The organism is Caballeronia eucalypticola, from assembly GCF_047608185.1.
Classification (GTDB): domain Bacteria; phylum Pseudomonadota; class Gammaproteobacteria; order Burkholderiales; family Burkholderiaceae; genus Caballeronia.
The window spans coordinates 1-21,443 of the sequence record NZ_JBLKRU010000011.1; the positions used below are offsets into that span (position 1 = coordinate 1).

General features: G+C 59.3%; 25 protein-coding genes. 8 read left to right on the forward strand and 17 right to left on the reverse strand.

Annotated elements, in window-relative coordinates; all coding sequences use genetic code 11:
* Nucleotides 1-601: DUF6444 domain-containing protein (locus tag ACMX25_RS14740; RefSeq protein ID WP_414950699.1), on the reverse strand; the 601-nt coding region annotated here is incomplete at its 3' end.
* 338 nt (nt 602-939) lie between these two features.
* Between ACMX25_RS14740 and ACMX25_RS14745 the strand changes: the two genes are divergently transcribed.
* Nucleotides 940-2,244, forward strand: a complete 1,305-nt coding sequence (locus tag ACMX25_RS14745; RefSeq protein WP_414950700.1) for a DNA topoisomerase IB — start codon at nt 940-942, stop codon at nt 2,242-2,244.
* Nucleotides 2,245-2,258: 14 nt separating this feature from the next.
* Here ACMX25_RS14745 and ACMX25_RS14750 read toward each other — a convergent pair whose 3' ends face one another.
* From ACMX25_RS14750 to ACMX25_RS14760, 3 genes are all read right to left on the reverse strand, one after another.
* Entirely contained in the window at nt 2,259-2,936 is a 678-nt protein-coding gene (locus ACMX25_RS14750; RefSeq protein ID WP_414950925.1) for an RES family NAD+ phosphorylase, read from the reverse strand.
* Between the two features lie 56 nt (nt 2,937-2,992).
* Entirely contained in the window at nt 2,993-3,415 is a 423-nt protein-coding gene (locus tag ACMX25_RS14755) for an MbcA/ParS/Xre antitoxin family protein (protein WP_414950701.1), read from the reverse strand.
* 139 nt (nt 3,416-3,554) lie between these two features.
* Nucleotides 3,555-3,830 carry a DUF2866 domain-containing protein gene (locus ACMX25_RS14760; protein ID WP_414950702.1) on the reverse strand — a complete coding sequence of 92 codons (276 nt, stop codon included), beginning with the start codon at nt 3,828-3,830 and terminating at the stop codon, nt 3,555-3,557.
* 222 nt (nt 3,831-4,052) lie between these two features.
* Here ACMX25_RS14760 and ACMX25_RS14765 point away from each other — a divergent pair, with 222 nt between their 5' ends.
* Nucleotides 4,053-4,274, forward strand: coding sequence for a hypothetical protein (locus ACMX25_RS14765; protein ID WP_414950703.1), 222 nt, complete (start codon nt 4,053-4,055; stop codon nt 4,272-4,274).
* Between the two features lie 19 nt (nt 4,275-4,293).
* On the forward strand, nt 4,294-4,656 hold the full coding sequence (locus ACMX25_RS14770) for a hypothetical protein (protein ID WP_414950705.1): 363 nt from the start codon (nt 4,294-4,296) through the stop codon (nt 4,654-4,656).
* Between the two features lie 42 nt (nt 4,657-4,698).
* Here the strand turns inward: ACMX25_RS14770 and ACMX25_RS14775 are convergent, their stop codons facing one another.
* From ACMX25_RS14775 to ACMX25_RS14785, 3 genes are all read right to left on the reverse strand, one after another.
* Nucleotides 4,699-5,487 (reverse strand): SDR family NAD(P)-dependent oxidoreductase, encoded by a 789-nt coding sequence (locus tag ACMX25_RS14775; RefSeq protein WP_414950706.1) that lies wholly within the window; start codon nt 5,485-5,487, stop codon nt 4,699-4,701.
* Nucleotides 5,488-5,738: 251 nt separating this feature from the next.
* Nucleotides 5,739-5,894: a DUF3309 family protein gene (locus ACMX25_RS14780; RefSeq protein WP_089160383.1), complete on the reverse strand. Its 156-nt coding sequence runs from the start codon at nt 5,892-5,894 to the stop codon at nt 5,739-5,741.
* Between the two features lie 299 nt (nt 5,895-6,193).
* Nucleotides 6,194-7,789, reverse strand: a complete 1,596-nt coding sequence (locus tag ACMX25_RS14785; RefSeq protein WP_414950707.1) for an inorganic phosphate transporter — start codon at nt 7,787-7,789, stop codon at nt 6,194-6,196.
* Nucleotides 7,790-8,037: 248 nt separating this feature from the next.
* Here ACMX25_RS14785 and ACMX25_RS14790 point away from each other — a divergent pair, with 248 nt between their 5' ends.
* Together ACMX25_RS14790 and ACMX25_RS14795 are read left to right on the forward strand one after the other, a co-directional pair.
* Entirely contained in the window at nt 8,038-9,507 is a 1,470-nt protein-coding gene (locus ACMX25_RS14790) for a CHAD domain-containing protein (protein WP_414950708.1), read from the forward strand.
* Nucleotides 9,508-9,554: 47 nt separating this feature from the next.
* Nucleotides 9,555-10,397, forward strand: a complete 843-nt coding sequence (locus ACMX25_RS14795) for a TOBE domain-containing protein (protein ID WP_414950709.1) — start codon at nt 9,555-9,557, stop codon at nt 10,395-10,397.
* On the opposite strand, the gene ACMX25_RS14800 is transcribed toward ACMX25_RS14795, so the two are convergent.
* The 4 genes from ACMX25_RS14800 to ACMX25_RS14815 form a co-directional block, all read right to left on the reverse strand.
* Nucleotides 10,360-11,082: an ATP-binding cassette domain-containing protein gene (locus tag ACMX25_RS14800; protein ID WP_414950710.1), complete on the reverse strand. Its 723-nt coding sequence runs from the start codon at nt 11,080-11,082 to the stop codon at nt 10,360-10,362. The two genes, ACMX25_RS14795 and ACMX25_RS14800, sit on opposite strands and share 38 nt — an antisense overlap.
* 10 nt (nt 11,083-11,092) lie before the next feature.
* A complete protein-coding gene (modB, locus tag ACMX25_RS14805) occupies nt 11,093-11,767 on the reverse strand; it encodes a molybdate ABC transporter permease subunit (protein ID WP_414950711.1) in 675 nt (224 codons plus the stop codon).
* Nucleotides 11,768-11,790: 23 nt separating this feature from the next.
* A complete protein-coding gene (modA, locus tag ACMX25_RS14810; protein ID WP_414950926.1) occupies nt 11,791-12,531 on the reverse strand; it encodes a molybdate ABC transporter substrate-binding protein in 741 nt (246 codons plus the stop codon).
* A gap of 120 nt (nt 12,532-12,651) precedes the next feature.
* A complete protein-coding gene (locus tag ACMX25_RS14815; protein ID WP_414950712.1) occupies nt 12,652-13,344 on the reverse strand; it encodes a phosphatase PAP2 family protein in 693 nt (230 codons plus the stop codon).
* Between the two features lie 282 nt (nt 13,345-13,626).
* On the opposite strand from ACMX25_RS14815, the gene ACMX25_RS14820 reads away from it, so the two are divergent.
* Nucleotides 13,627-14,775 carry an extracellular catalytic domain type 1 short-chain-length polyhydroxyalkanoate depolymerase gene (locus ACMX25_RS14820; RefSeq protein WP_414950713.1) on the forward strand — a complete coding sequence of 383 codons (1,149 nt, stop codon included), beginning with the start codon at nt 13,627-13,629 and terminating at the stop codon, nt 14,773-14,775.
* A gap of 132 nt (nt 14,776-14,907) precedes the next feature.
* Nucleotides 14,908-15,081, forward strand: a complete 174-nt coding sequence (locus ACMX25_RS14825; RefSeq protein ID WP_299711284.1) for a DUF3563 family protein — start codon at nt 14,908-14,910, stop codon at nt 15,079-15,081.
* Between the two features lie 194 nt (nt 15,082-15,275).
* Here ACMX25_RS14825 and ACMX25_RS14830 read toward each other — a convergent pair whose 3' ends face one another.
* From ACMX25_RS14830 to ACMX25_RS14850, 5 genes are all read right to left on the reverse strand, one after another.
* Nucleotides 15,276-15,695, reverse strand: a complete 420-nt coding sequence (locus ACMX25_RS14830; protein ID WP_414950714.1) for an organic hydroperoxide resistance protein — start codon at nt 15,693-15,695, stop codon at nt 15,276-15,278.
* Between the two features lie 158 nt (nt 15,696-15,853).
* Complete coding sequence (locus ACMX25_RS14835; protein ID WP_414950715.1) at nt 15,854-16,306, reverse strand: MarR family winged helix-turn-helix transcriptional regulator; 453 nt, start codon at nt 16,304-16,306, stop codon at nt 15,854-15,856.
* Between the two features lie 167 nt (nt 16,307-16,473).
* Entirely contained in the window at nt 16,474-17,292 is an 819-nt protein-coding gene (locus ACMX25_RS14840) for a BPSS1780 family membrane protein (protein ID WP_414950716.1), read from the reverse strand.
* A gap of 3 nt (nt 17,293-17,295) precedes the next feature.
* Nucleotides 17,296-18,273 (reverse strand): homoserine kinase, encoded by a 978-nt coding sequence (locus ACMX25_RS14845; protein WP_414950717.1) that lies wholly within the window; start codon nt 18,271-18,273, stop codon nt 17,296-17,298.
* 199 nt (nt 18,274-18,472) lie between these two features.
* Entirely contained in the window at nt 18,473-18,871 is a 399-nt protein-coding gene (locus ACMX25_RS14850; RefSeq protein ID WP_299711269.1) for a hypothetical protein, read from the reverse strand.
* Between the two features lie 222 nt (nt 18,872-19,093).
* On the opposite strand from ACMX25_RS14850, the gene ACMX25_RS14855 reads away from it, so the two are divergent.
* A complete protein-coding gene (locus ACMX25_RS14855) occupies nt 19,094-20,626 on the forward strand; it encodes an AMP nucleosidase (RefSeq protein ID WP_414950718.1) in 1,533 nt (510 codons plus the stop codon).
* A 67-nt stretch (nt 20,627-20,693) separates the two neighbouring features.
* Here the strand turns inward: ACMX25_RS14855 and ACMX25_RS14860 are convergent, their stop codons facing one another.
* Entirely contained in the window at nt 20,694-21,443 is a 750-nt protein-coding gene (locus ACMX25_RS14860; RefSeq protein ID WP_414950719.1) for an LOG family protein, read from the reverse strand.

The window sequence follows — 21,443 nt, forward strand, 5'->3', positions numbered from 1 at the left end:
GTGCAGCTTGCGTGATGCAGTTTTGCACTGTGCCTGCACTCAGGCTCAGGCCAAACAGGTCGCGCAACGCCTGCGAGGTACGCTCCAGAGGCAACTGCTGATATTGCGTCAGATAGACCGCTGCGGCCTGGATCTGGTTGCCGTACTGCACCGCCTGGCTAAGACCTTGGGGAAACTCGGCGCAATGCACTTTGCCGCAGCCGCATTGCGCCTGCTCCACGCGATGGGCTGTCACTTCAAACCGGATCACCGGCAAGTCAATCACCTGCCGCTCTTCGGCCAGTACCGAAACGCGATCGGCCGTGATTTCTTGACCACAGTTATCACATACCCGACTCACTCGATGAATCTCAACCCGATCCGGGTGCGCCACGCGTTTAAGCGTCTTGCCCTCATGGCCTGGCTGAGCGCCTGGCATGGCTGCGCTCACCGTGCGCTGCGATTTGGGCTTGGGTTTGCGCTTCAGGCCATCCGAGGACGGCGGCTTGCTCGAGTTGTGGCTGTCCTTGCCGAGCTTCGCTTCAATCTCGTTCAGACGCCTCACCAAATCAATGATGAGCGCGTCTTTCTGCTCGTCCGTTAGATTTTTAAGGTTGGGCACAAATGTCATCTCCGAATCATGCCGAGCTTCGCAGCAGTTTACAAGTGCTGACTAGTTACCTTTGGACAAAGAAATGACGCGCCGCCACGCGCAGTGGCTAATAGTGATAAAGAAAACAGCTAACACCGAACGCGCGAAGACCTGGAAAGCAGCAACCCGGCAATGACTCAGACTGCTAACGCAGAACCCGTGCAACCCGGCAATGAACGAGATCGCTAACGCAAGAACCCGTGCAACCCCAAGACCAACCCTAACCAACCCCAAGTGCGAACGACGGCCGCTGGAATGGCCATTGCTTGAAACAAGTCCAATTGAGCGAGACCAAAGCGAGGCACGCAGTGACAGCACCCCTTGACCAACAACCGCAAAGCGAGATCAAAGGCTGCCCAGAAGACCTGCCTCCAGGTCTTCGCTACGTCGACGATTCCCGCCCCGGCTACACGCGCGAATGGAAAAACGGCGCTTTCGTCTATTTCAACACCCAGGGCAACCGCCTCTCCGACGATGCCGACATCAAACGCATCAACGCACTCGCGATCCCTCCCGCTTACACCAACGTCTGGATCTGCCCCGATTCACACGGCCACCTGCAAGCCACCGGCCGCGATGCCCGTGGCCGCAAGCAATATCGCTATCACCCGCACTGGCGCGAAACCCGCGACGCCACCAAGTACGAACGGATGCTGGCGTTCAGCGCGGTATTGCCGAAACTGCGCGCACGCGTCACCCGGGACCTCGAACTCGAAGGCATGCCCCGCGACAAGGTCTTGGCCACCGTTGTCAGGCTCCTCGACACCACACTGATTCGCGTAGGCAGCGAAGAATACGCTCGCGACAATAAGTCGTACGGACTCACCACCCTGCGCAAAAAACACCTGAGCGTCAAATCCGGCACGCTGCGCTTCCAGTTTCGCGGCAAAAGCGGGATCGAACACGATGTCTCGGTGAGCGACCCACGCATCGCCAGGATCATAAAACGCTGCATGGACCTTCCCGGCCACGACCTGTTCCAGTACCTCGACGCAAACGGAGATCGCCACACCGTCAGCTCCTCCGATATCAACGACTACCTCCACGACATCACCGGCGCCGACTTCACCGCAAAGGACTACCGGACATGGGCCGGCAGCGTGTTCGCGCTGGCCGCGCTGCGCAAACTGGCGTGGGAAACCGTGACCGAAGCTCGCAAGCATGTGGTCGGCACGATCAAGGAGGTATCGAAGATATTGCGCAATACGCCGGCCGTATGCCGCAAATGTTATGTCCACCCAGCGGTCATCGAAGCTTTCGAAGCCGGCGAACTGGCCGATGAACTCCCGCCCTCGCGTCGTTCCGGCCTGAAATCCGATGAAGCCATGCTCGCGATTTTTCTGGAAAAAGACGCGAAGCGCCGCGCTCGCGAAGCAGCGCGAGGCCGCAAGCATCCGGCTAACGGAGCTGATCCTCGGCTCGCGCGACTGCTCGCGAAGTCCAGTCAAAAGGCGAAGGCGGCGGCGCTGAAGCATTCGTCGAAAGATGTCGCCACCGAGGCGCTGGCGGTGGTATCGAAGGCGGCCGCGCCGAAAGCTGCATCGACGGCCGCGCGCCCCGCGACGAAGAAAATTGCGCGTGTGCGGTCGTCGACCGCTGTGGTCATCAGCTAAATGCTCGGACCAAACTATCCGACCTTGCTCATCTCGAAGACGTTGGTGACGGTCTCGCCGTTCCATTCGTACTCCAGATAAGCCGCGTGATGGCAATCGCGTAGCAGAGTAGTGCGGAAAGCGGCGAGGCATTCACCGCCGTGATCCCTCACCGACGGATACGCGATTCCCGGCGCACCCGCTTCCCGCGCAGCCCGTCCCAACGCCTGACCCGCGACGTAACTGGATGGCGAAAGAATGGCGGGATCGAGCGCGGCTTGTTCCAGCCGGCCCTTGCATAAATCGATGACACCGCCTTGCGCCAGCACCGTGTAAAGCCGCATCTGCTGACGCAGCGGCGCTTGTTTTGTATCCGCGAGAAACAGCGCCGAGTGATAACGCGTCTCCTCGATCGCCGTACGCCGGTCGCGCGCGCAATAAAACACGCCGTAGCTGCCATCGGAGAAACGGCTGCCGTTTGGATTCAGGTGCGTAAAAGCCGCCATGATCGGGCCGTAACCGGCGCCAAACTTTCGCTCAGCAAGCGGCACCAGATCCAGGTCGCCCACTTCCGTGCGCAAGCGGTCATTGGTCATGGCTTCGAGCGCGTAGAGGGCATCGAAATCCTGTGGCGACGCCACGCGGTCGAACAGGTTCACGGCAGGAAAACGCGTGGGAATCACGCGGTAGGCCGGCGACCACTTGAGGTCGATATGCGGCCAGTCAGCGTGCCAGTCGTTTTCAGCTTGCGGAAGATTGGATAGGTCGCTCACGCCCAACCGCCCCGCATCGCATCGAGATATTGGCGAACTGCCACGAGATCGCTCACGTTGCCCGCGAGCATGCGGTCAAGCGCGCGCCGTCCGCCAAACGGCGGCGCGGTATTCGCGCGCTTGATCCAGCCGTCCGCGGCTTCGGCTTGCGGCAACAAGATCTGCAACGCCTTATAGATGCCGAGAATAAGCGAAAGCCGCTCAAGCGTGTCACGCCCAAGACGCGCCGTTTGCGGTGTCTGTTTCCATTTGAAGAAGGTGGATCGCCCGGGAGAGCCGAGCAGGACGATCTGCTCATCGGCCGACAGCGCCCAGTCGCGAGCGATATTGAAAAATGCACGCAAGCCCGCCGCGGACATGTCTGCAATGGAAGGGTGTGGCGGCGGAACGGGTCGCGGAACGCGTTGGGCGCGGGGCATGGAAAAGTCTCATTAAGAACTTGATTCGTATATTAGTCCATTTGTGGACTTTATCAAGTTTTAACTGCAACCCGCGCCGCGTAACGTTGTTCGTGTGATGCGCAGCGGCGCTGGAAACCGCCGCGCCCGCTGATTAGTTTTACTCTTGCTGCACGGACGCGTCGGAATCCGTGGGACCGTAGCGCCGCCCCGACACATGCGCGCGCAATACTTCTGCAATCTCGGAGGTCGTGAACTCTGCGGGCACGACACTCAATTGACTGCACGGATCGCTCTTGCGCGCCCACTCGACCATTCGATACGGCTTGCCCCACGGCCTTTCCACCGCCTCGGAAAGGCGACATTCGTGCAGCGGCAGGGAGTGGTCGGTTTTCATCGTGGACTTGATGTTCTGAAACGATGCACTGGCGGCCATGACGTGTCCTCGCGGTGAAAGCCCTGAATAGAAGCCGCCCTTGATGGCGGCGATAAAAGCTCGCGTTTGTAATGTGCCCTCCGACAATTAAGTGCAACTTAAAACCAGACGGGTTTACGTGCACACTGCTGATTCCCGCACGAATGCTTTTCCGTCGCGCGGCATTACTGTATATTCATACAGCTTAGTGCACAGGTTAGTGCTTTTGCATGGACGAGAAACATGAACAGCCATTCTTCTGCTGAAGCCGCCGCACTCGCGCGTTACGTGCAGGCTACGCGCGCGGTATCGGCCGCTTTTGACGCCACGCGCAGCGAACCTGAACTGGGCGCGGGCGGCCGTACGGTCGCATTGGCGCTGCAACGACTGGACAGCGCGTTGCTTGAACTGGACACATCGCAGCGCTCGCTGGACGCAATACTTTCGCGCGCTGTTGGACACTGAATACTCTGGAGCACTTGTTGTGAGATCTGCTTTATCCATTCTTTCTTCGAACGTCGTGCTTGCGATCCTCGCCGGATTCATGGGTTTGGGCCCGCTCGCCGCGGCAGCGGCTGAGCGATACGTCGAAGTCTGGAATCCGCCCGAAGCGCAGATGCATAAATCGAAGGCCAAACCGCGCGGCGTGCTGACGGCGCAGGCAAAGAAAAAGCGCAAGAGCGGCCCGGCCGTCAAGCAAGTCGCCGATAAAACCAACCTCGCGCCACCTGCACTTTCGCCCGCTCCGGCAATGCCGGGCCATGCGAAAACGGCGCCCAAAGGCACGGACTCAACGCCGCGCCTGCCGCCGCTGATCGGGCCGGATGGACGTGTCTTGCGCGTGTGATCTTGCGTTTTAGCATGCTGACCTAGCGCGGCAACCCACGTTCTAAAAAGCCGACCGCACGACTCCGCCGTCCACTCGCAGCGCGGCGCCATTCGTGGCCGAAGACGCTTCCGAGCACACGTACACCACCATATTTGCTACCTCCTCCGTCGTGGCAAAACGCTTGAGCAGTGAACTCGGGCGTGCCGTTTCGAAGAAGCCTTTCTCGAATTCTGCGAACGACTTGTCGCCCATGCCCTTCGTGGCCATTTCATCGAGACCATCGGAATGCGTCGGACCGGGTAACACCGCGTTCACCGTCACGCCCGTGCCTGCGCAGTGTTCGGCGAGCCCACGCGACAATCCCAACTGCGCTGTTTTCGTCACGCCGTAATGGATCATCTCGACGGGAATCTGAATACCGCTTTCGCTGCTGATAAACACCACTCGGCCCCAGTTCTTCGCTTTCATCTTCGGCAGATAAGCACGCGCCAGGCGTACGCCCGACATCACGTTGGTATCGAAGAAACGCGACCATTCGTCGTCCGGAATGTCCTCGAACGGCTTTGGATCGAAGATGCCCAGGTTGTTCACCAGCACATCCACAGCCGGATAGCGCGCGACCAGCGCATCGATCTGGCTGGCATCGGAGAGATCGCCGGCAAAGCCTTCCACGTTTGCATCCGGCACCTCGGCTCGCAGCTTTTGCAGGGCTTCATCAACAGACGCTTGCTTGCGCCCGTTCACGATTACGTGCGCGCCTTCACGCGCCAGTCCGGTGGCAATGGCCAGGCCGATGCCTTTCGTCGATCCCGAAACAAGCGCGAGTTTGCCTTCAAGATGGAGATCCATGAATGTGTACTCCTGGATTAGCGGTTGTCGAAGAGCGGTCAAAACCACTCAATGAAAAGCCAATAAAAACCGCCTGCCGTCAGGGATGTTCTCCCTCAGGCAGGCGTTCTTTTTAGCAGCGTTCCCTAGGCGGGCAATAACGCAGCGGTTCCCGGCATGCTGGCTAGGGCCCGCTTTGACTAAGGCGCCGTCGGTGTTAAGTCAGCGCATGACTGCAAGGCCAAGCAGCTGACACGCCGATCAACTTAACGCTAGATTCGTCCCATAAGCAGCAGCACGATCACGATAATCACGACCACGCCCAAAATTCCGCTTGGGCCGTATCCCCAACTACGGCTGTGCGGCCATGAGGGGAAAGCGCCTAGCAGCAGCAAGATCAACACGACAAGCAAGATTGTTCCGATCATTCCACTTCTCCTTATTTATTAAAGTCTGCTGAAGAGTGAATGGCGATGCCGCGCGTGATGCGGCGTGAGTATTGGCGGTTTGCCTCAGCTTGCGTGTCCCGCAGCACCAAATACCCTCGCGATTGCCGCTTAGATAGAGCAAGCGGTGTGCCTGACGGCAAAGATCAGTGGATTGAGGAGGGCGGCCGGAGAAGGGACAAACAGCCGCCGGCTATCGGCAAATTCTGCAAACGCGCGAGCGATTTGAAAAACCGCTCGCGCTCTGACGTGCTGCAACGTGCAAGAGACTCAGCGGACGATCAGAACAGCCCGCGGAACACCCAGAACAATCCCGCAGCAAGGGCGATCGAAACAGGCAAGGTCAGGATCCAGGCAAGCGCGAGGCTGCGCACGGTGCGCCATTGCAGCCCTGAACCGTTCGCCGCCATGGTCCCCGCCACGCCCGAGGACAGCACATGGGTCGTACTGACCGGCAAGCCGTAGACGTCGGCTGCGCCAATGGTCAACATCGCGACCAGTTCCGCCGACGCCCCTTGTCCGTACGTCAGATGGGTCTTGCCGATCCGTTCGCCGACCGTCACCACGATCCGCTTCCAGCCGACCATGGTGCCCAAGCCGAGCGCTACCGCCACGGCCACTTTCACCCACGTCGGAATGAACTTGGTTGAGTGATCGAGCTGGCCTTTGAAGTTCTTGAGCACGGCGGCGTCATCGGCGGCGAAAGCGGGTGCGTTTTGCTTGTCCATCAGACGCAGCGCTTCGGACGTCACGTACATGTTGTTACGCACGTTATTCACGATGTTTTGCGGCACGGCTGCCATCGATGCTGAAGGGCCAACTTGTCCATCGATGATATCGGTGAGCTGCTGGAGCGCGACCACGGTGTCCGGCTCGACCTTCTTGGTTTGTACGTAGTGCTGAACCGTTGCGCGCGGATCGGCAACCGGTGCGGCGCCGTTGGTGTATTTGCCGAGCACTTCGGACGCGTGATGGCCGACCGACAGGAAGGTTTGCGTCTCGGCCGGCGTAACGGCCTTGTTCAGCGCGTAGGCGGTCGGCACGGTGCCGATCAGGATCAGCATGATGAGGCCCATGCCTTTCTGGCCGTCATTGGAACCGTGCGCGAACGATACGCCCGTGCAGGTCAGGATCAGCAGGCAGCGAATCCAGAACGGCGGCGGCGTATTTTTCTTCGGCTCTTTATAGAGCGCGGGAACGCGTACCACGAGCTTCATCACATAGAGCAGCAAGCCTGCCAGGATGAAACCGACCAGCGGCGAGAACAGCAGCGATTTGCCCACTGCAAGAGCCTGGCCCCAGTCGACGCCCGATGTCCCCGACGGGCCGTGCATCATCTGGTTCATCAAGCCGACGCCGATCACCGAGCCAATCAACGTATGCGAGCTCGATGAAGGAATGCCGAGCGCCCAGGTACCGAGATTCCAGATGATCGCGGCGATCAGCAGCGCGAAGACCATCGCGAAACCCTGCGATGTCCCCACGCCCAGGATCAGTTCCACCGGCAGCAGTTGCAGGATGCCGAAGGCCACCGCGCCGCTGGAAACCAGCACGCCGAGAAAATTCCACATGCCCGACCAGACGACCGCGAGGTTCGGCGCGAGCGAATGCGTATAGATGACGGTGGCGACGGCATTTGCCGTATCGTGGAAGCCATTTACGAATTCGAATCCGAGCGCGATCATCAATGCAACGCCGAGCAGGACGTAAGGCAGTATTGAAGACTGCTGGACCGACTCCAGGTCGTGCATCAGGTGCGTCACGCAATAGATAATGCCCACGCCAATCACGACGAGGAATATCGGCATGCTCAGCCGGCGTCCGAGCGAGCGGGGCCCGTTGCTGTCGTTACTATCGGGAAGAGTCAAGTCAGGCATGGAACGTCCTTTGAGCTTAGAGGCTGAGCGTGTTACGTAAGGGGATTCGGGCTTAAGGGGATTCAGGCTTAAAGCCGCTCTGAAAGGCGAAACACTGAAAGGCGTTGCTTCTGGCGATGACGTCGACCATGTTTGCACACGGTTTATGGCGTTTTGATGACACCTGAAAGGATTGAAATTCGTCTGATTTGAATTAGCGGTCTGCGACTTGCTGCCCAATAAACACGCTCGATCATGATGAGGAAGTTATGTTGCAACTCGTCGAGTTAAGGATGGTTTCCCTGGATGCGCTGAATGGTCCGCCGGACGAAGCGCTGGCGCGATTGGGTCGATTCGCCACGGCGCATCGCATGGATTTTTTGCTGCGGTCGCAAAAAGCCGGGACGGGTTTGGATCATTTGGGTTCGAACGTGACTTCAAAGCTGGCCGATTGGGAGATCGGGATCGAGACGCACGATGACCATCGGGTGTTCGTGGCAATGCATCAGGAACGGCCGCTGATCCGGCGGATTGAAACCGAAGCAGGGCCCTTCGACACGCTGCATGGCTGGATCAAGTCTGAAGCCTCGCTGAGTGACTTGAAGATCCTTATCGGCAATGCCGGTTTCACATTGAGCGAAGCTACAGAGACTGCGGTCGTGCAGTGGGACACGCCCGGCGAGATGGATACCGGCGTTCACGTGCGCGCCACGCTGCGGCTCGATACAGATCATCAGCCGGCAACCCTGACCCTCACGGCTGCTCCTGACGAACGCAAAGCGTTGCTCGCGGCCGCGCATGAGATTGTGGAGACGCTGCCTTTCCTGATCGTGCCCGTCGCCGTCAGCAACACGTCGCGCGAGCCGGTCAAGGCCGCCAAGCTGAAGCTGCCGAAAGACGCGATTCCGACGGATGCGTTCGTCGCGATCGGCAAGTCGGTCGCAGCGCACTGGTTCGGCAACGATGCCGCTTCGCGCGCGGGCCTCGAGGTCGAACATGTGCATCAGCTGCGCGTGGCCCAGCGCCGCTTGAAGACGGCGCTCAAGCTTTTCCCTGACTGGATCGACGATGCATGGAATACCGGAATCGCGCCCGACCTGAAATGGTTCGGCGACCTGCTGGGCGATGCCCGCGACTGGGACGTCTTCACCGACACCACGCTGCCCGCTTACGCTGCGTCCGATGATCCGCATCGCAAGGCCGCATGGAATCCGACACAAAAGGCAGCCGATAACAATCGCACCGATGCCCGCCGGCGTCTGCAGGAAGCGATGAATTCCCCGCGATACGCTCGGCTCGCGCTGTCGTATGTCGAGTGGTTCGGCACGCTCGCACCGCCCCCGAACCATACGGACCAATCGCTCGCCGAATATGCTCAGAAGCGCATCACGAAGCATTATCGGAAGATCGAACGGGCTCCCGATCTCACTACGCTCGATGCCGCGAAGCGCCACAAAGTGCGCATTCACGCCAAGCGCTTACGTTACGCGCTCGAGTTTTTTCGCTCGATGCTGACCCGCAAAACCCGCAAGCAAGTGGAAGACGCGTTGGGGAGTCTGCAGAGCGTCCTGGGTGAAGGCAACGACGCCGCCGTCGCTGCTCGGCGCCTCGCCGATCTGAAAGAGGCCGGGGAATTCCAAAAGGGTTTGGCAAAGGGCTTCGCCGTCAATGCGCAACGGATGAGCGCAACGGAAGGCGAGCGCATCCTGCGCAAGATAAAGCCGCCGCGCATCAAGTAACTGAATTGCATCGATACAATAACCGCACATCCATACCACTCTGCCCCATGATCGACGAATCCAGTAGTACACCGCACGATCCCATCGAAGTGGCCGGTTCAGTCTGGTTTCAAAGCGGCGACGCCACGCTCGGCGGCGCGGCGCGCATCGCGTTGCTCGCGGCCATCCAGCAGACCGGTTCGATCACGGGCGCGGCGAAGGCGGTCGGCATGAGTTACAAGGCGGCGTGGGATGCCATCGACACCATGAACAACCTCGCCGGCACCACGCTCGTCGTGCGTGCCACGGGCGGCAAGGGCGGCGGCGGAACCACGTTGACGCCGAAAGCGCTGAGACTGATCGATACCTATCGGGTGATCGAACGGGAGCATCGGGCGTTTCTGGAACGCGCGGGCGCGGCAATTGAAGGCTTCGCGCAGGATTGGCGGCTTATTGGACGAATCGGCATGAAGACAAGCGCACGCAACCAGCTGTTTGGCACGGTCAGCAAAGTCACGCGTGGCTCCGTCAATGACGAAGTGGACCTCAGGTTGTCCGGCGGCCAGTCGATAGTCGCCGTCGTCACGCACGAAAGCACCGCGTCGCTTGGTCTCAAGGAGGGTGTTGAAGCGTTCGCGCTCGTGAAGGCGTCATGGGTCATGCTGATGGTCGATGACGCCGAAGGGTCTTCCGAACCCATGCGGATTTCGGCGCGAAACCAGTTGCGCGGCAAGGTGTCGAGCGTGACGCCGGGCGCGGTGAATGCGGAAGTATCGCTGGCGCTGGACGACGCTACCACGGTCACGGCCATCATCACCAACGAGAGCGTCGCAACGCTCGGCCTGGTGCAAGGTCAGGCCGCTATCGCTGCGTTCAAGGCGTCGAGCGTGATTCTTGGCGTGACGGACTGAGGGTGTTGAGCGCATCGTCCGGTTGCACGATGCCTTCGCGCAAACTCACGACCTGATCGCCGAACATGGCGACGTCGTCGGGATCGTGCGTGATAAGCACCATGGGAATATCCAGGCGGCTTTGAAGGTCGGCCAGCTCTTGGCGCATACGCTGGCGCAGGGTCATGTCGAGCGCTGAAAAGGGCTCATCGAGCAAAAGCAATTGCGGATGCGGGACCAATGCACGCGCCAACGCAACACGTTGCTTTTGTCCGCCTGATAACTGCGCCGGAAACTGCCGCGCAACCTGCATCAGGTCGAACGCGTTCAGCCAGTAGTCCACATCGGCGTGAACAACGTGCTTCGATGGATTCCACCAGCCGCGCTTCAAGCCAAAGGCAATGTTCTGGCGCACATTCAGGTGCGGGAACAACGCGTAGTCTTGAAAGAGATACGCAATCCTGCGCGCTTGCGGGCTAAGGTCGATCGCATTGGCGGTATCGAGCAGCGTGGTTCCATTCAGGATAATTTCGCCTTCGTCCGGCGTGATCAACCCGGCGATGGTTTGCAATGTCAGGCTTTTCCCTGCGCCCGACGGCCCGAACAGCACGATGCGCTGACTGGTCGAACGAAACGCGATATCGAGCATGAAATCGCGCTCGGGCGTGATGAAGTGCTTGCGCAGGCGGACTGTCAGGGCGGTCATTGATGTGTGTCTAACGTACCGATGCCGTGGAGCGCTGCGGCAGCAGCCGGCCGGCTGCGAGCAGGATGACCACGCACGTAACCGAGGTGACAATCACGAGGATGTTAGCGGTGCTGTCGTCGCCCGCCTGAACGGCGGCATAGACGGCGACCGAGAGCGTCTGCGTCCTGCCCGGCAAGTTTCCGGCGATCATCAGCGTGGCGCCAAACTCCCCCAGCGCCCGCGCAAACGCTAGCAATGCGCCAGCCAGAATGCCGCGCGCGGCAAGCGGCAGCGTCACGCGAAAGAACACGGCGGTTTCGCTGACGCCGAGCGTGCGTGCCGCGCGTTCGAATTGCGGATCGACGGTTTCAAATGCGGTTCGCGCCGACTTCAGCACGAGGGGAAATGCGACCACGGCGGACGCGATCACCGCGCCTTGCCATGTGAACACCAGCTGGATGTCGAACTTGTCGAGCCATGCGCCGATCACGCCGCGCCGGCCGAGTAACACAAGCAGGTAATAGCCGAGGACAGTGGGCGGCATGACCAGCGGCAGCGTCAGCAAGGAGTCGACAAGCTCACGCGCCGACGAACGCCAGCGCGACAAGCCGAATGCCACCGCAACGCCGAGCACGACATCGATTGCCGTCGCCCATCCCGCTACTTTCAGCGACAACAGCAACGGAATCCACGCCTGGTCCATAGTCTAAGTTTGATAGAGCCGCGTTATTTCACTGGCGGTTTAAAGCCGAATTGCGCGAGCGTCTTCTGGCCGTCCGGCGACAACACATACGCGATGAACTGCTGGGCATCGGCGGCGTGTTTGCTCTGAGCAACCTGGGCGATCGGGTAGGTAATCGATGTTTGCGTCGGCACGCTCAGCGCCACTTTCACGCGATCCGGCATCACGGCGGCGTCGGTGCTGAATACGAAGCCGGCGTCCACTTCGCCGCGCGCCACGTAGTCCAGGCTTTGGCGCACGTTGGCCGCAAGCACGCCCTTGGCGCTGACCGCATCCCATACACCGGCTTGCTTGAGCGCGCCTTCGGTATAGCGGCCGACCGGTACCGATGCCGGATCGCCGTAAGCCACGCGTTTCACGCTGGCGGCCGTGAGGTCTTTCACGCTGGCGGGCGCAAACGTGCTGTCTTTCGGAACGATCAGCACGAGCGAGTTGGCGGCAAAATCGCGGCGCGATTCAGTGGCGATGACCTTTTCGTCGATAGCCTTGTCCATGGCCTTTTGATCGGCGGACGCGAACACATCGGCAGGCGCGCCTTTCACGATTTGCTGCATCAACACGTCGGAGGCGCCGAAGTTCATCAGGACTTTCGTGCCGGGATGCTGTTTCTCGTAGGCGTCGCCGATGGTTTTGAACGCATCGGTTAGGCTTGCTGCAGCGGACACGACGATTTCATCGGCGTGGGCGGTGGATTGCAGTGTGAACGTGAAGACAGCAGCGATCAGCGAGTGTTTGAGATTGAACACGATGGACAGGTCGAACGGAATAGAAAGCGCATCGTAATATATTTGGGGTTATAACGATAGCCGCTTCATTCGCGCTCAACGACGCGAACGAACGCCCCTTTAAGATTCCGTCGTCCCCGAGAACCGCACATCAATATGCGCTGGACGTGCAACGGGCTTGTCATAGCGACCCGCTTTCCATTTTGCGCGAATATAGGGTTGCTCGCGGCCCGACAAATGCAGGGCGATATCGGTGATCCAGCGCTGCGTCGGCACCGAAATCCCGTGCAGCACGATAGCCACCATCGCAAGGCTCACCGCAACCGGCGCCGCCGACAACTTGCCGGATTCAGCGCGCCAGGCGAACACCACGAACACCAGCGCCGCGAGCGCACCGAGCCCACATCCTGTCACTACCTCGGACACTGAATGGGCATTCAGGAAGATCCGCGATATGCCGACCACAATTCCAGTCAGCACGCCTACGGAAACGCCGAACGCGCGCACCCATTGCCGCCCCGGTAAACACGCGACGAACAACGCCACCGGCAATACCGCCGACGACACCATCGCGTGACCGCTGATGCCCGTGAAATCCAGGCCGCGCACACCGACACCCCAGCCCATGAACGCGATCTTCGTCAGCGCGACCAGGACGCTGGCACCGCCAAGCACAGCAAGCCAGCACGCGGCATAGCGCCATGGATAGCCCAGCGCCAGCCATGCGGCAACGGCGAGCGCGAGCGGAATCATGACGCCGACGCTGCCGAGCGAAGTAATGGAGAGCCAAAGCGAAAGTGGCAAGTCGGGCATGAAGATTGTTTCTGCGGAGCGGGAGAAAGCCGACAGTATACCTGCCGGGTGGCCCTTAAAATTTTTTAGAGGGAGACTATAAATTGCAATGGATCGATGCAAAATTCGTGCAACGTACCCTATCAACAGTCTAAGTGACGACAAAGTGACGCAATGTGAAATTCTGTGGTGCGCGCACAGTCGCGGAATAAATGCTATTGTGCACTGCACAACATTCGTCATTCCCGATGGGTTTCCCGACCGGTTTGACGATCCACGTCTCCGTGTACGGACCCGAATTCCATGCCAAAAAGCCTGACAAAACTCTGGCTACGAGGCTTGAAACGCCTTGTAGCGACACAGATCGCTCCGCCCAGAGCGCCGAAATCGCGCGCTCCGGCGAAGCCTGTTCGCGCCAAGGCGGCTAAACCGGCTGCGGCGAAACCGAAGATCAGCCCCAAAATTACACCCAAACCGCGTGTAGCACGCGAGTCGCGGGTCAGGCCGCGCGCCTCGGCGTGGGCCGCGGGAAAGTGGAGCCGATCATTCCATTCGGCCCCCCCAACGGCCGGCCGGTTCGTCAACCATCTGGCGTACGCGTTGTATCTGCCGACTGGTGCGTCCCTCACGGACATGCCGCTCGTCGTGATGATGCACGGCTGCCAGCAATCGGCTGAAGAGTTTGCGCAAGGCACGCGTATTAATTTGCTGGCTGACCGGTTCGGATTCGCCGTGCTGTACCCCGAGCAATCGAAGACGGCGCACGTCCATCGCTGCTGGCATTGGTACGAAAATTCCGCCAACTCAGGCGGGGGCGAAGCGGCAGCGGTCGTTTCCCTGGTGCGGGAAGCAGTCGCGCGTCATCATTTCGACCCCGAACGCATCTATCTGGCCGGTATGTCGGCCGGTGCGGGGCTGGCAGCCATGCTCGCCGTTAAATATCCATCAATGTTCGCGGCGGTCGGCTTGCACTCAGGCGTGGTTTTCGGCGATGCAAGCTCCGCCATCGGCGCAATGGACGCCATGCGGCGGGGCAGCCGTAGCGATCCGGTCGGCCTGATCGACGCTGCCGTCGATGTCGCCGATTACCCCGGCATGCCGGCCATCATCATCCACGGCGAACTGGATTCGGTCGTATCGAAGACGAACGCTGAGCAATTGACGACGGAATTCCTGCGCCTGAACCGTTTCATCGATGCTGACGGCGCCTGGCGCAACGGCGAGCGCCGGGAGGAAACGCACGCCGACAGCGTGGTGACGGATTACGTCAAAAGCGGGCGGCGGGTTATCAAGACGTGCATCGTCCGTGGATTGGGCCATGCCTGGAGCGGCGGCGACGACACCGTGCAGTTCCATTCATCCAAAGGGCCGGACGCATCGGCCATGCTGTGGGAATTCTTCAAATACCAGCGCCGCGTGCAATCAGCCGTTCGCGACGAAACCCTGGTCTAGGCCTCAAGTGTTGTAAAAAAGTCTTTCGTATCAACGTGATTCTTTTTTGAGCACTAGCATTTGATTAGGGATTACCCTATACTTCGTTCAAAGCACTAGGTACTTACCCTAATCACTCAAGCGAGGTTCACCATGTATCTGCTCAGCCGCCTCTTCCTGTTCCTGACCAAATCCGCTGACCAGCGTGACAAGGAGCGTAACGACGCTTACCTGGCCGAAGCCAGCGACATTTACGACCTTGAATACCGCATGCAGAAGCTGGATCGTCGCGCAAACTCGCGTCATCCTTCGTGGCTCGCGCAGTAATTCTGCGGAGTTCGTAGTTCGTAGAAGGAAAAGCAGGATTCGTCACGCTGAAAACGGCGTTGTCGAAGCAAAAAAACGCCGGCCACAAGGCCGGCATTTTTGCGTCTGGGACGTCTGGGCTATGCGCCGTAGGCTTGCTGGAGCGACAGGCGCGAGGATTTTCGTCGCTCAACCGCGCGCCCACGCTGTGATGCTCAGACCAGCTTGACGCGCACGTCGACATTATTGCGTGTCGCATTCGAGTACGGGCACACTTGGTGAGCCGTCTCCACCAGCTTTTGCGCTTCAGCCGCATCCAGTCCCGGCAGCGAAACCCGCAATTCAACGTCCAGCGCGAAACCGCCTTTGTCATTCGGGCCCACGCCTACGTCGGCGGTCACTGTCGTATCGGCGGGAATGGTCTTCTTTTCCTGGCTGGCGACAAACTTCATTGCGCTCAGGAAACAGGCTGAATAGCCAGCGGCAAAGAGCTGTTCCGGGTTCGTGCCCGCTGCGCCCGTGCCACCCAATGCCTTCGGCGCACTCAATTTGACATCCAGGTTTTCATCCGACGACACTGCCCGGCCGTCGCGGCCACCCGTGCTCGTTGCGGTTGCTGTGTAAAGAATGCTCATGATGTTCTCCTGTTCAATGGTTGCCGCTCGGCGGCAGAAAGGGTACTGCAGGATCCAAGTACGGTAACGCGGTGCCAAACGAGAATAAATATATCGCGATAATAATTTGTGTACAAACTAAATTCACCTGAACGTGATTGATTGTGACTATCGGTGTTTTAAGCGTCGTTGTATTCCATTAACGATGCGCGCAGGCGTACCAGATCGTCCCGCAGCTTGATAAGCCGGTCGGCATCCGATCCGGCGGCGCAGTAGATCTCGCCGGGAATGCCGCGAATGGCTTTCTTCAGTTCACGGCCGGCATCGGTAAGGTGGATATGCACTTGCCGTTCGTCTTCAATGCCGCGCACGCGCTTGACGTACCCTTGCGCTTCCAGGCGCTTGAGCAATGGGGTCATGGTGGCCGAATCGAGGCTTAGCCGTTCGGCCATCTGCTTGACGGTGAGGTCGTCGCTCTCCCATAGCACCAGCATGGTCAGATATTGCGGATAGGTCAGCCCGACCTTATCCAGCAGCGGCTTGTACGTCTTGGTCATCGCGAGCGAAGTCGAGTACAGCGCGAAACAAAGCTGGGCATCGAGTTCGAGCGGAAATTGCGGGGTAGAAGTCATGACAGTCCGACCTGAACACGCTAAAAATGGATGTGGCGTAAGTGTACGCAAATATTTAGCGCACGAAGGAAACCGCGTGTTCTCGCTTCGCGAAACCTCAAACAAAAACGCCGATGACTGAATAGTCATCGGCGTTCGAATCATCTGTCCTGTTTATTGGGCAACACTCACATCTGCGGTTCGGACGGATCCGGGATGTCCGGCGTTTCTTCCGATTGCACGCCGAAACAGCCGCGATACGTCGCGTAAAACGAGCAATACAACGCGGTTGTCACGAGGATGGACGCCGGCATCAACACCGCGAGGGCCATGTCCTGCGCCGCGCCGAGCACCTGCATCAACGCGCTGAGTCCGAAAGAAACGGCTAGCGCAATACCAATCCACAACACGCCGTAAATCACGAAGGCGCCGCGATTGCACCAGCAACTCACGAAGCTGAAAAACAGCGCTTTCACCGGCGGCACGTCGTGCCAGGCGACCAAAATGGGCGCGAACCAGAACAGCATGGCAACCGGCAGATAGCAGACCATGGCAACCAGGACCGCAAGCGGATTGAAGCTCGCCGCCACGGTTTCGGGGTCACCGGCCGGGCCGTTGCCGAGCATCAAGTTGAGCAGCAAGCCGCCGTCAGCCAGCGCGGACGCGGCGAAAATCAAACCCATGGCTGCCACATAGATCACGCCAAGCACCAGCAGGCGGCGGGCAACGATCTGCCCATAGGAACGAAAGCCGTCGACGAGCACCGTCGGCCAGACCGGTTTCTTGGCGATCGTATTGCGGCAAGCCGCCATGAACCCCACGGCTACGCCCGGAATCAGCAGCAGCGGCAGCACGGGACCGATCAGCGGCAGCCGCGAGATCAGCGTCATGGCAAACAGATAGGCGAAGAACACCGTGAGAAACGCGAGCGGATTCCGGCGAAACAGCCAGATACCCTGGCGGAACCACACATAACCGGTTTTAGCGGGGACTTCGATCAATTGCATTGATTAATTACCGTGAACGGGAGGAGGCGCAACTTTGATGCGCTCGCGCAAAATGCGTTCGAAATGGCCTGGATCGTGCGGTTTTAGCATCTCGGCTTTGCGTGGCCGGTAAAAATCATAAAGACGCGACACCCAGAAGCGCAACGCGCCCGCGCGCAGCATGTCGTTCCAGTGATGCGCTTCGGCCGGGGTGAACGGCCGCACTGTCTGATAAGCGCGCAACAACGCATTGACCCGCGCGATATCCAGCGCGCCGGTCGCCAGATCGACACACCAGTCGTTCACGCAGACGGCGACATCGAAGAGCCATTTGTCGTTGCCGGCAAAATAGAAATCGAAGAATCCGCCGAGCCGCGTCTCATCGGCCGTCGGATGCGCGAACAGCACGTTGTCGCGGAACAAGTCGCAATGACACGGACCTTCGGGCATCGACCGATACTCTTCCGATGCAAAAAACGCCGCCTGATACTCGAGTTCGCTGGTGACCAGCGCGCGCTGTGCGTCGCTCAAATGCGAAAGCACGGCGGGCACGTTCTCCTGCCACCACGCGAGGCTGCGCAAGTTTGGCTGATGCACGGGGAAATCCCGGCCGGCCAAATGAAGCCGCGCCAGCATCTGACCCACTTCGATGCAATGCAACGGACCCGGCGACATTTCCGGCGCGCCGTCCAGTTTCGTCACGATCGCCGCCGGCTTGCCGTTCAGCGTGCCGAAAAGCGAGCCGTCGCGACGTGGCATGGGATCGGGAACCGGCACCGCGTGCGACGCCAAATGACGCATTAAATCGAGATAAAACGGCAATTGCGTGGCCGTGAGGTTCTCGAAGATCGTCAGCACATACTCGCCGCGCGTGGTCGTCAGGAAGAAGTTGCTGTTTTCGATACCGGATGCAATGCCACGAAAGTCGACGGCTTCGCCGAGTTCGTAGTGTTGCAGCCAGTCGGTGAGCTGGGAATCGGTGACAGCGGTGAATACGGCCATGCGGGAGAGCTTTGATGAGGGTGAACATGCAGGATGACCGGCGACGCAATGCGACGGGCGCGTCAGTCAGGCGTTGCGGTGCCGACACACGTTGCACACGACACATACGGCGGCGCAACGTTGGGCCCAGCGGATGAAACGGCGGTCGTCGCAGGGGGTTGAGCGTTCAACAAACGCTCAACAAGCCTTCAATAAACGCTCAGTACTTCAGGTTCCACGAAGGCAGGCGCGTGCTGGGCTTGCCGTTATCGCGGACAGTCGGCGACGTGTCGGCGGGGGCGCTCATCTGATAACGCGTGCCGAAGTTCGAGCGCACATCGATTTCAACGGGTTTGCCTTTGTCGCGATATTCCGTGATTTCCGTGCCGTTCGTGCTTTGCTCGTGATAGCTCGGCAGGCGCGGCGGCGAAATTTCGACCTTCGAGGTAACTTGTGCGGCGGGCCGGTTGATGGCCTTCAGGTCTGGCAGGCCGGCATTCTCTTCCGGCGACATGACGTGCGCCGGAGGTTCATCCGTCGCGACGGCCGATTGCGCGTAGGCGCCCATGCTGGCTGCGGCGAGAATGGCCGCGATGGCGACAGATTGAAGCGGCTTCATGATGTTTCTCCAGATGAGTGCCCGGATTTTAGCAAAACGCACTCGCTAAGGGGACACTAAAGGGACGTTGACTCCTTCCCAAAAGCCTTATTTTGCGCTGGTTTCAATGAAACCGTGTTGGCGCGGCGGAAGGTGTTGAAGAAACGCATCGCCGGGAGGGGTGTTCATGGGCGTGTGGTTCTTCCGTGTTAATGTCGATTCATCACAAGAGCGCAGAAGATCATGACAAACGACCGGACTCAAGCAAGCCATTCCACCCCCGCCAACAACTTCCCCACGGAGTCTTTCGACGACCCCGTGGCCGCGGTTGCGCGGGTATCGGCCATCTACGAAGCCAACACCTCTTTCCTGCGCGACGCGTTCGCGCGCTATCGAAAAAACGAACCATTTTCACATCGCGTGCGCGCGTGTTATCCGTTCGTGCGCGTGCGGACCGAGTTGAATACGCAAATCGATTCACGCCGTTCTTATGGCTTTGTCGCCGGGCCGGGCATTTTCGAAACCACGCTCACGCGGCCGGATTTATTCGGCCATTATTATCGCGAGCAATTGCGGCTGCTGACCAAGAACCATCACGTCGGGATTGAAGTCGGTGTGTCGGCGCAACCCGTGCCCATTCACTTTGCATTTGCAGAAGGCATTCACCTGGAAGGCGATCTGGATCGCGACCGGCTGCTCGCCATGCGCAATATCTTCGATATGCCCGATCTCGCGCTCCTCGACGACCGCATTGTGAACGGCACCTATGAACCGGCGCCGGGCGAACCGCATCCGCTTGCATTGTTCACGGCGGCGCGGGTGGATTTCTCCTTGCATCGGCTCAAGCATTACACCGCGACATCGCCTACGCATTTCCAGAACTATGTGCTCTATACGAACTACCAGTTTTATATCGATGAGTTCGTGAAGCTGGGCCGCAAGATCATGTCACGTGCGGACGATGAAGAAACGCGGGCGTATAGAAGCGAATACATGTCGTTCGTGGAACCCGGCGACGTGATTACCGGCAATGAAAATCTTGGCGACTCCCAAGAGGAGCAACAGGGCGTAGCCCCTCTGCGCTTGCCGCAGATGCCCGCGTATCATCTGAAACGTGCCGATGGCAGCGGCATCACCATGGTCAATATTGGCGTGGGTCCGTCGAATGCGAAGACGATCACGGATCATATAGCCGTACTACGGCCGCATGCGTGGATCATGCTTGGACATTGCGCGGGATTGAGGAATACGCAGCGTCTGGGCGACTATGTATTGGCGCATGGTTATGTGCGCGAAGACCACGTGCTCGACGCCGACTTGCCGCTCTGGATTCCCATCCCTGCCTTGGCTGAAGTCCAGGTCGCGCTGGAGAAAGCGGTGGCGCAAGTGACGAAACTCGAAGGCATTGATTTGAAGCACGTCATGCGCACGGGAACCGTGGCGAGCGTCGACAATCGTAATTGGGAGTTACGCGATCACCGTGAGCCGGTACAGCGGTTGTCGCAAAGCCGCGCCATTGCGCTCGATATGGAAAGCGCAACCATTGCTGCCAATGGATTCCGTTTTCGCGTGCCTTACGGAACCTTGCTTTGCGTCTCCGATAAACCTTTGCACGGCGAATTGAAATTGCCGGGCATGGCGGATCAGTTTTATCGTGCGCAAGTGGATCAGCACTTGCAGATCGGCGTGAAGGCGATGGAACTGCTGCGCATGAACGGGCTATCGAAACTGCATAGCCGGAAGTTGCGCGGTTTTGCCGAGGTGGCGTTCCAATAGCATTCCGATCAAGCAAAAAAGCGGCTCCGAAAGGAGCCGCTTTTTTAGTGCATCTGCTATCAAGCCATCAAAGATAGAACATCCGGTCTTCGTCCGACTTACCTTCGGCCGGCGGTTCTTCCGCGGTCTCGCGGTCTTCGTAGAACTGCAGCACGGCTTCCAGCACCTGGTCCGGATCGTCGATCACCTGCATCAGGTTGAGATCCTTCTCGCTGATCACGCCGGTCGGAACCAGCGTGTTGCGGAACCACGAGAGCAAGCCTTCCCAGAACTCGGCGCCGACCAGCACAATAGGCACGTGCCGCGACTTCTTGGTCTGGATCAGCGTCAGCACTTCGGCCATTTCATCGAGCGTACCGAAACCGCCCGGCATGACCACCACCGCGTCCGAATTCTTCACGAACGTAACCTTGCGCGTGAAGAAGTGCCGGAAGCGCAGCGAGATATCCTGCCACTGGTTGCCCGACTGCTCGTGCGGCAACTCTATGTTCAGCCCCACCGATGGCGACTTCCCCGCATGGGCGCCCTTGTTGGCGGCCTCCATGATGCCGGGGCCGCCGCCGGAGATGACGGCGAAGCCCGCGTCGGAGAATTTCTGCGCGATTTCTATGGTGAGCTTGTAGTACGGCGACTCCGGTTTCAGGCGCGCCGAACCATAGATGCTGATGGCAGGACGGATCTCGGAGAGGTACTCGGTCGCCTCGATAAACTCTGCCATAATCGTGAACATCTGCCACGATGCGCGGGCCTTCTTGGCTGTCGCGCGCTCTTGATCTGCGAGCGATCGCAGACTCGGAATCACTTTTCTTTTGTTCAT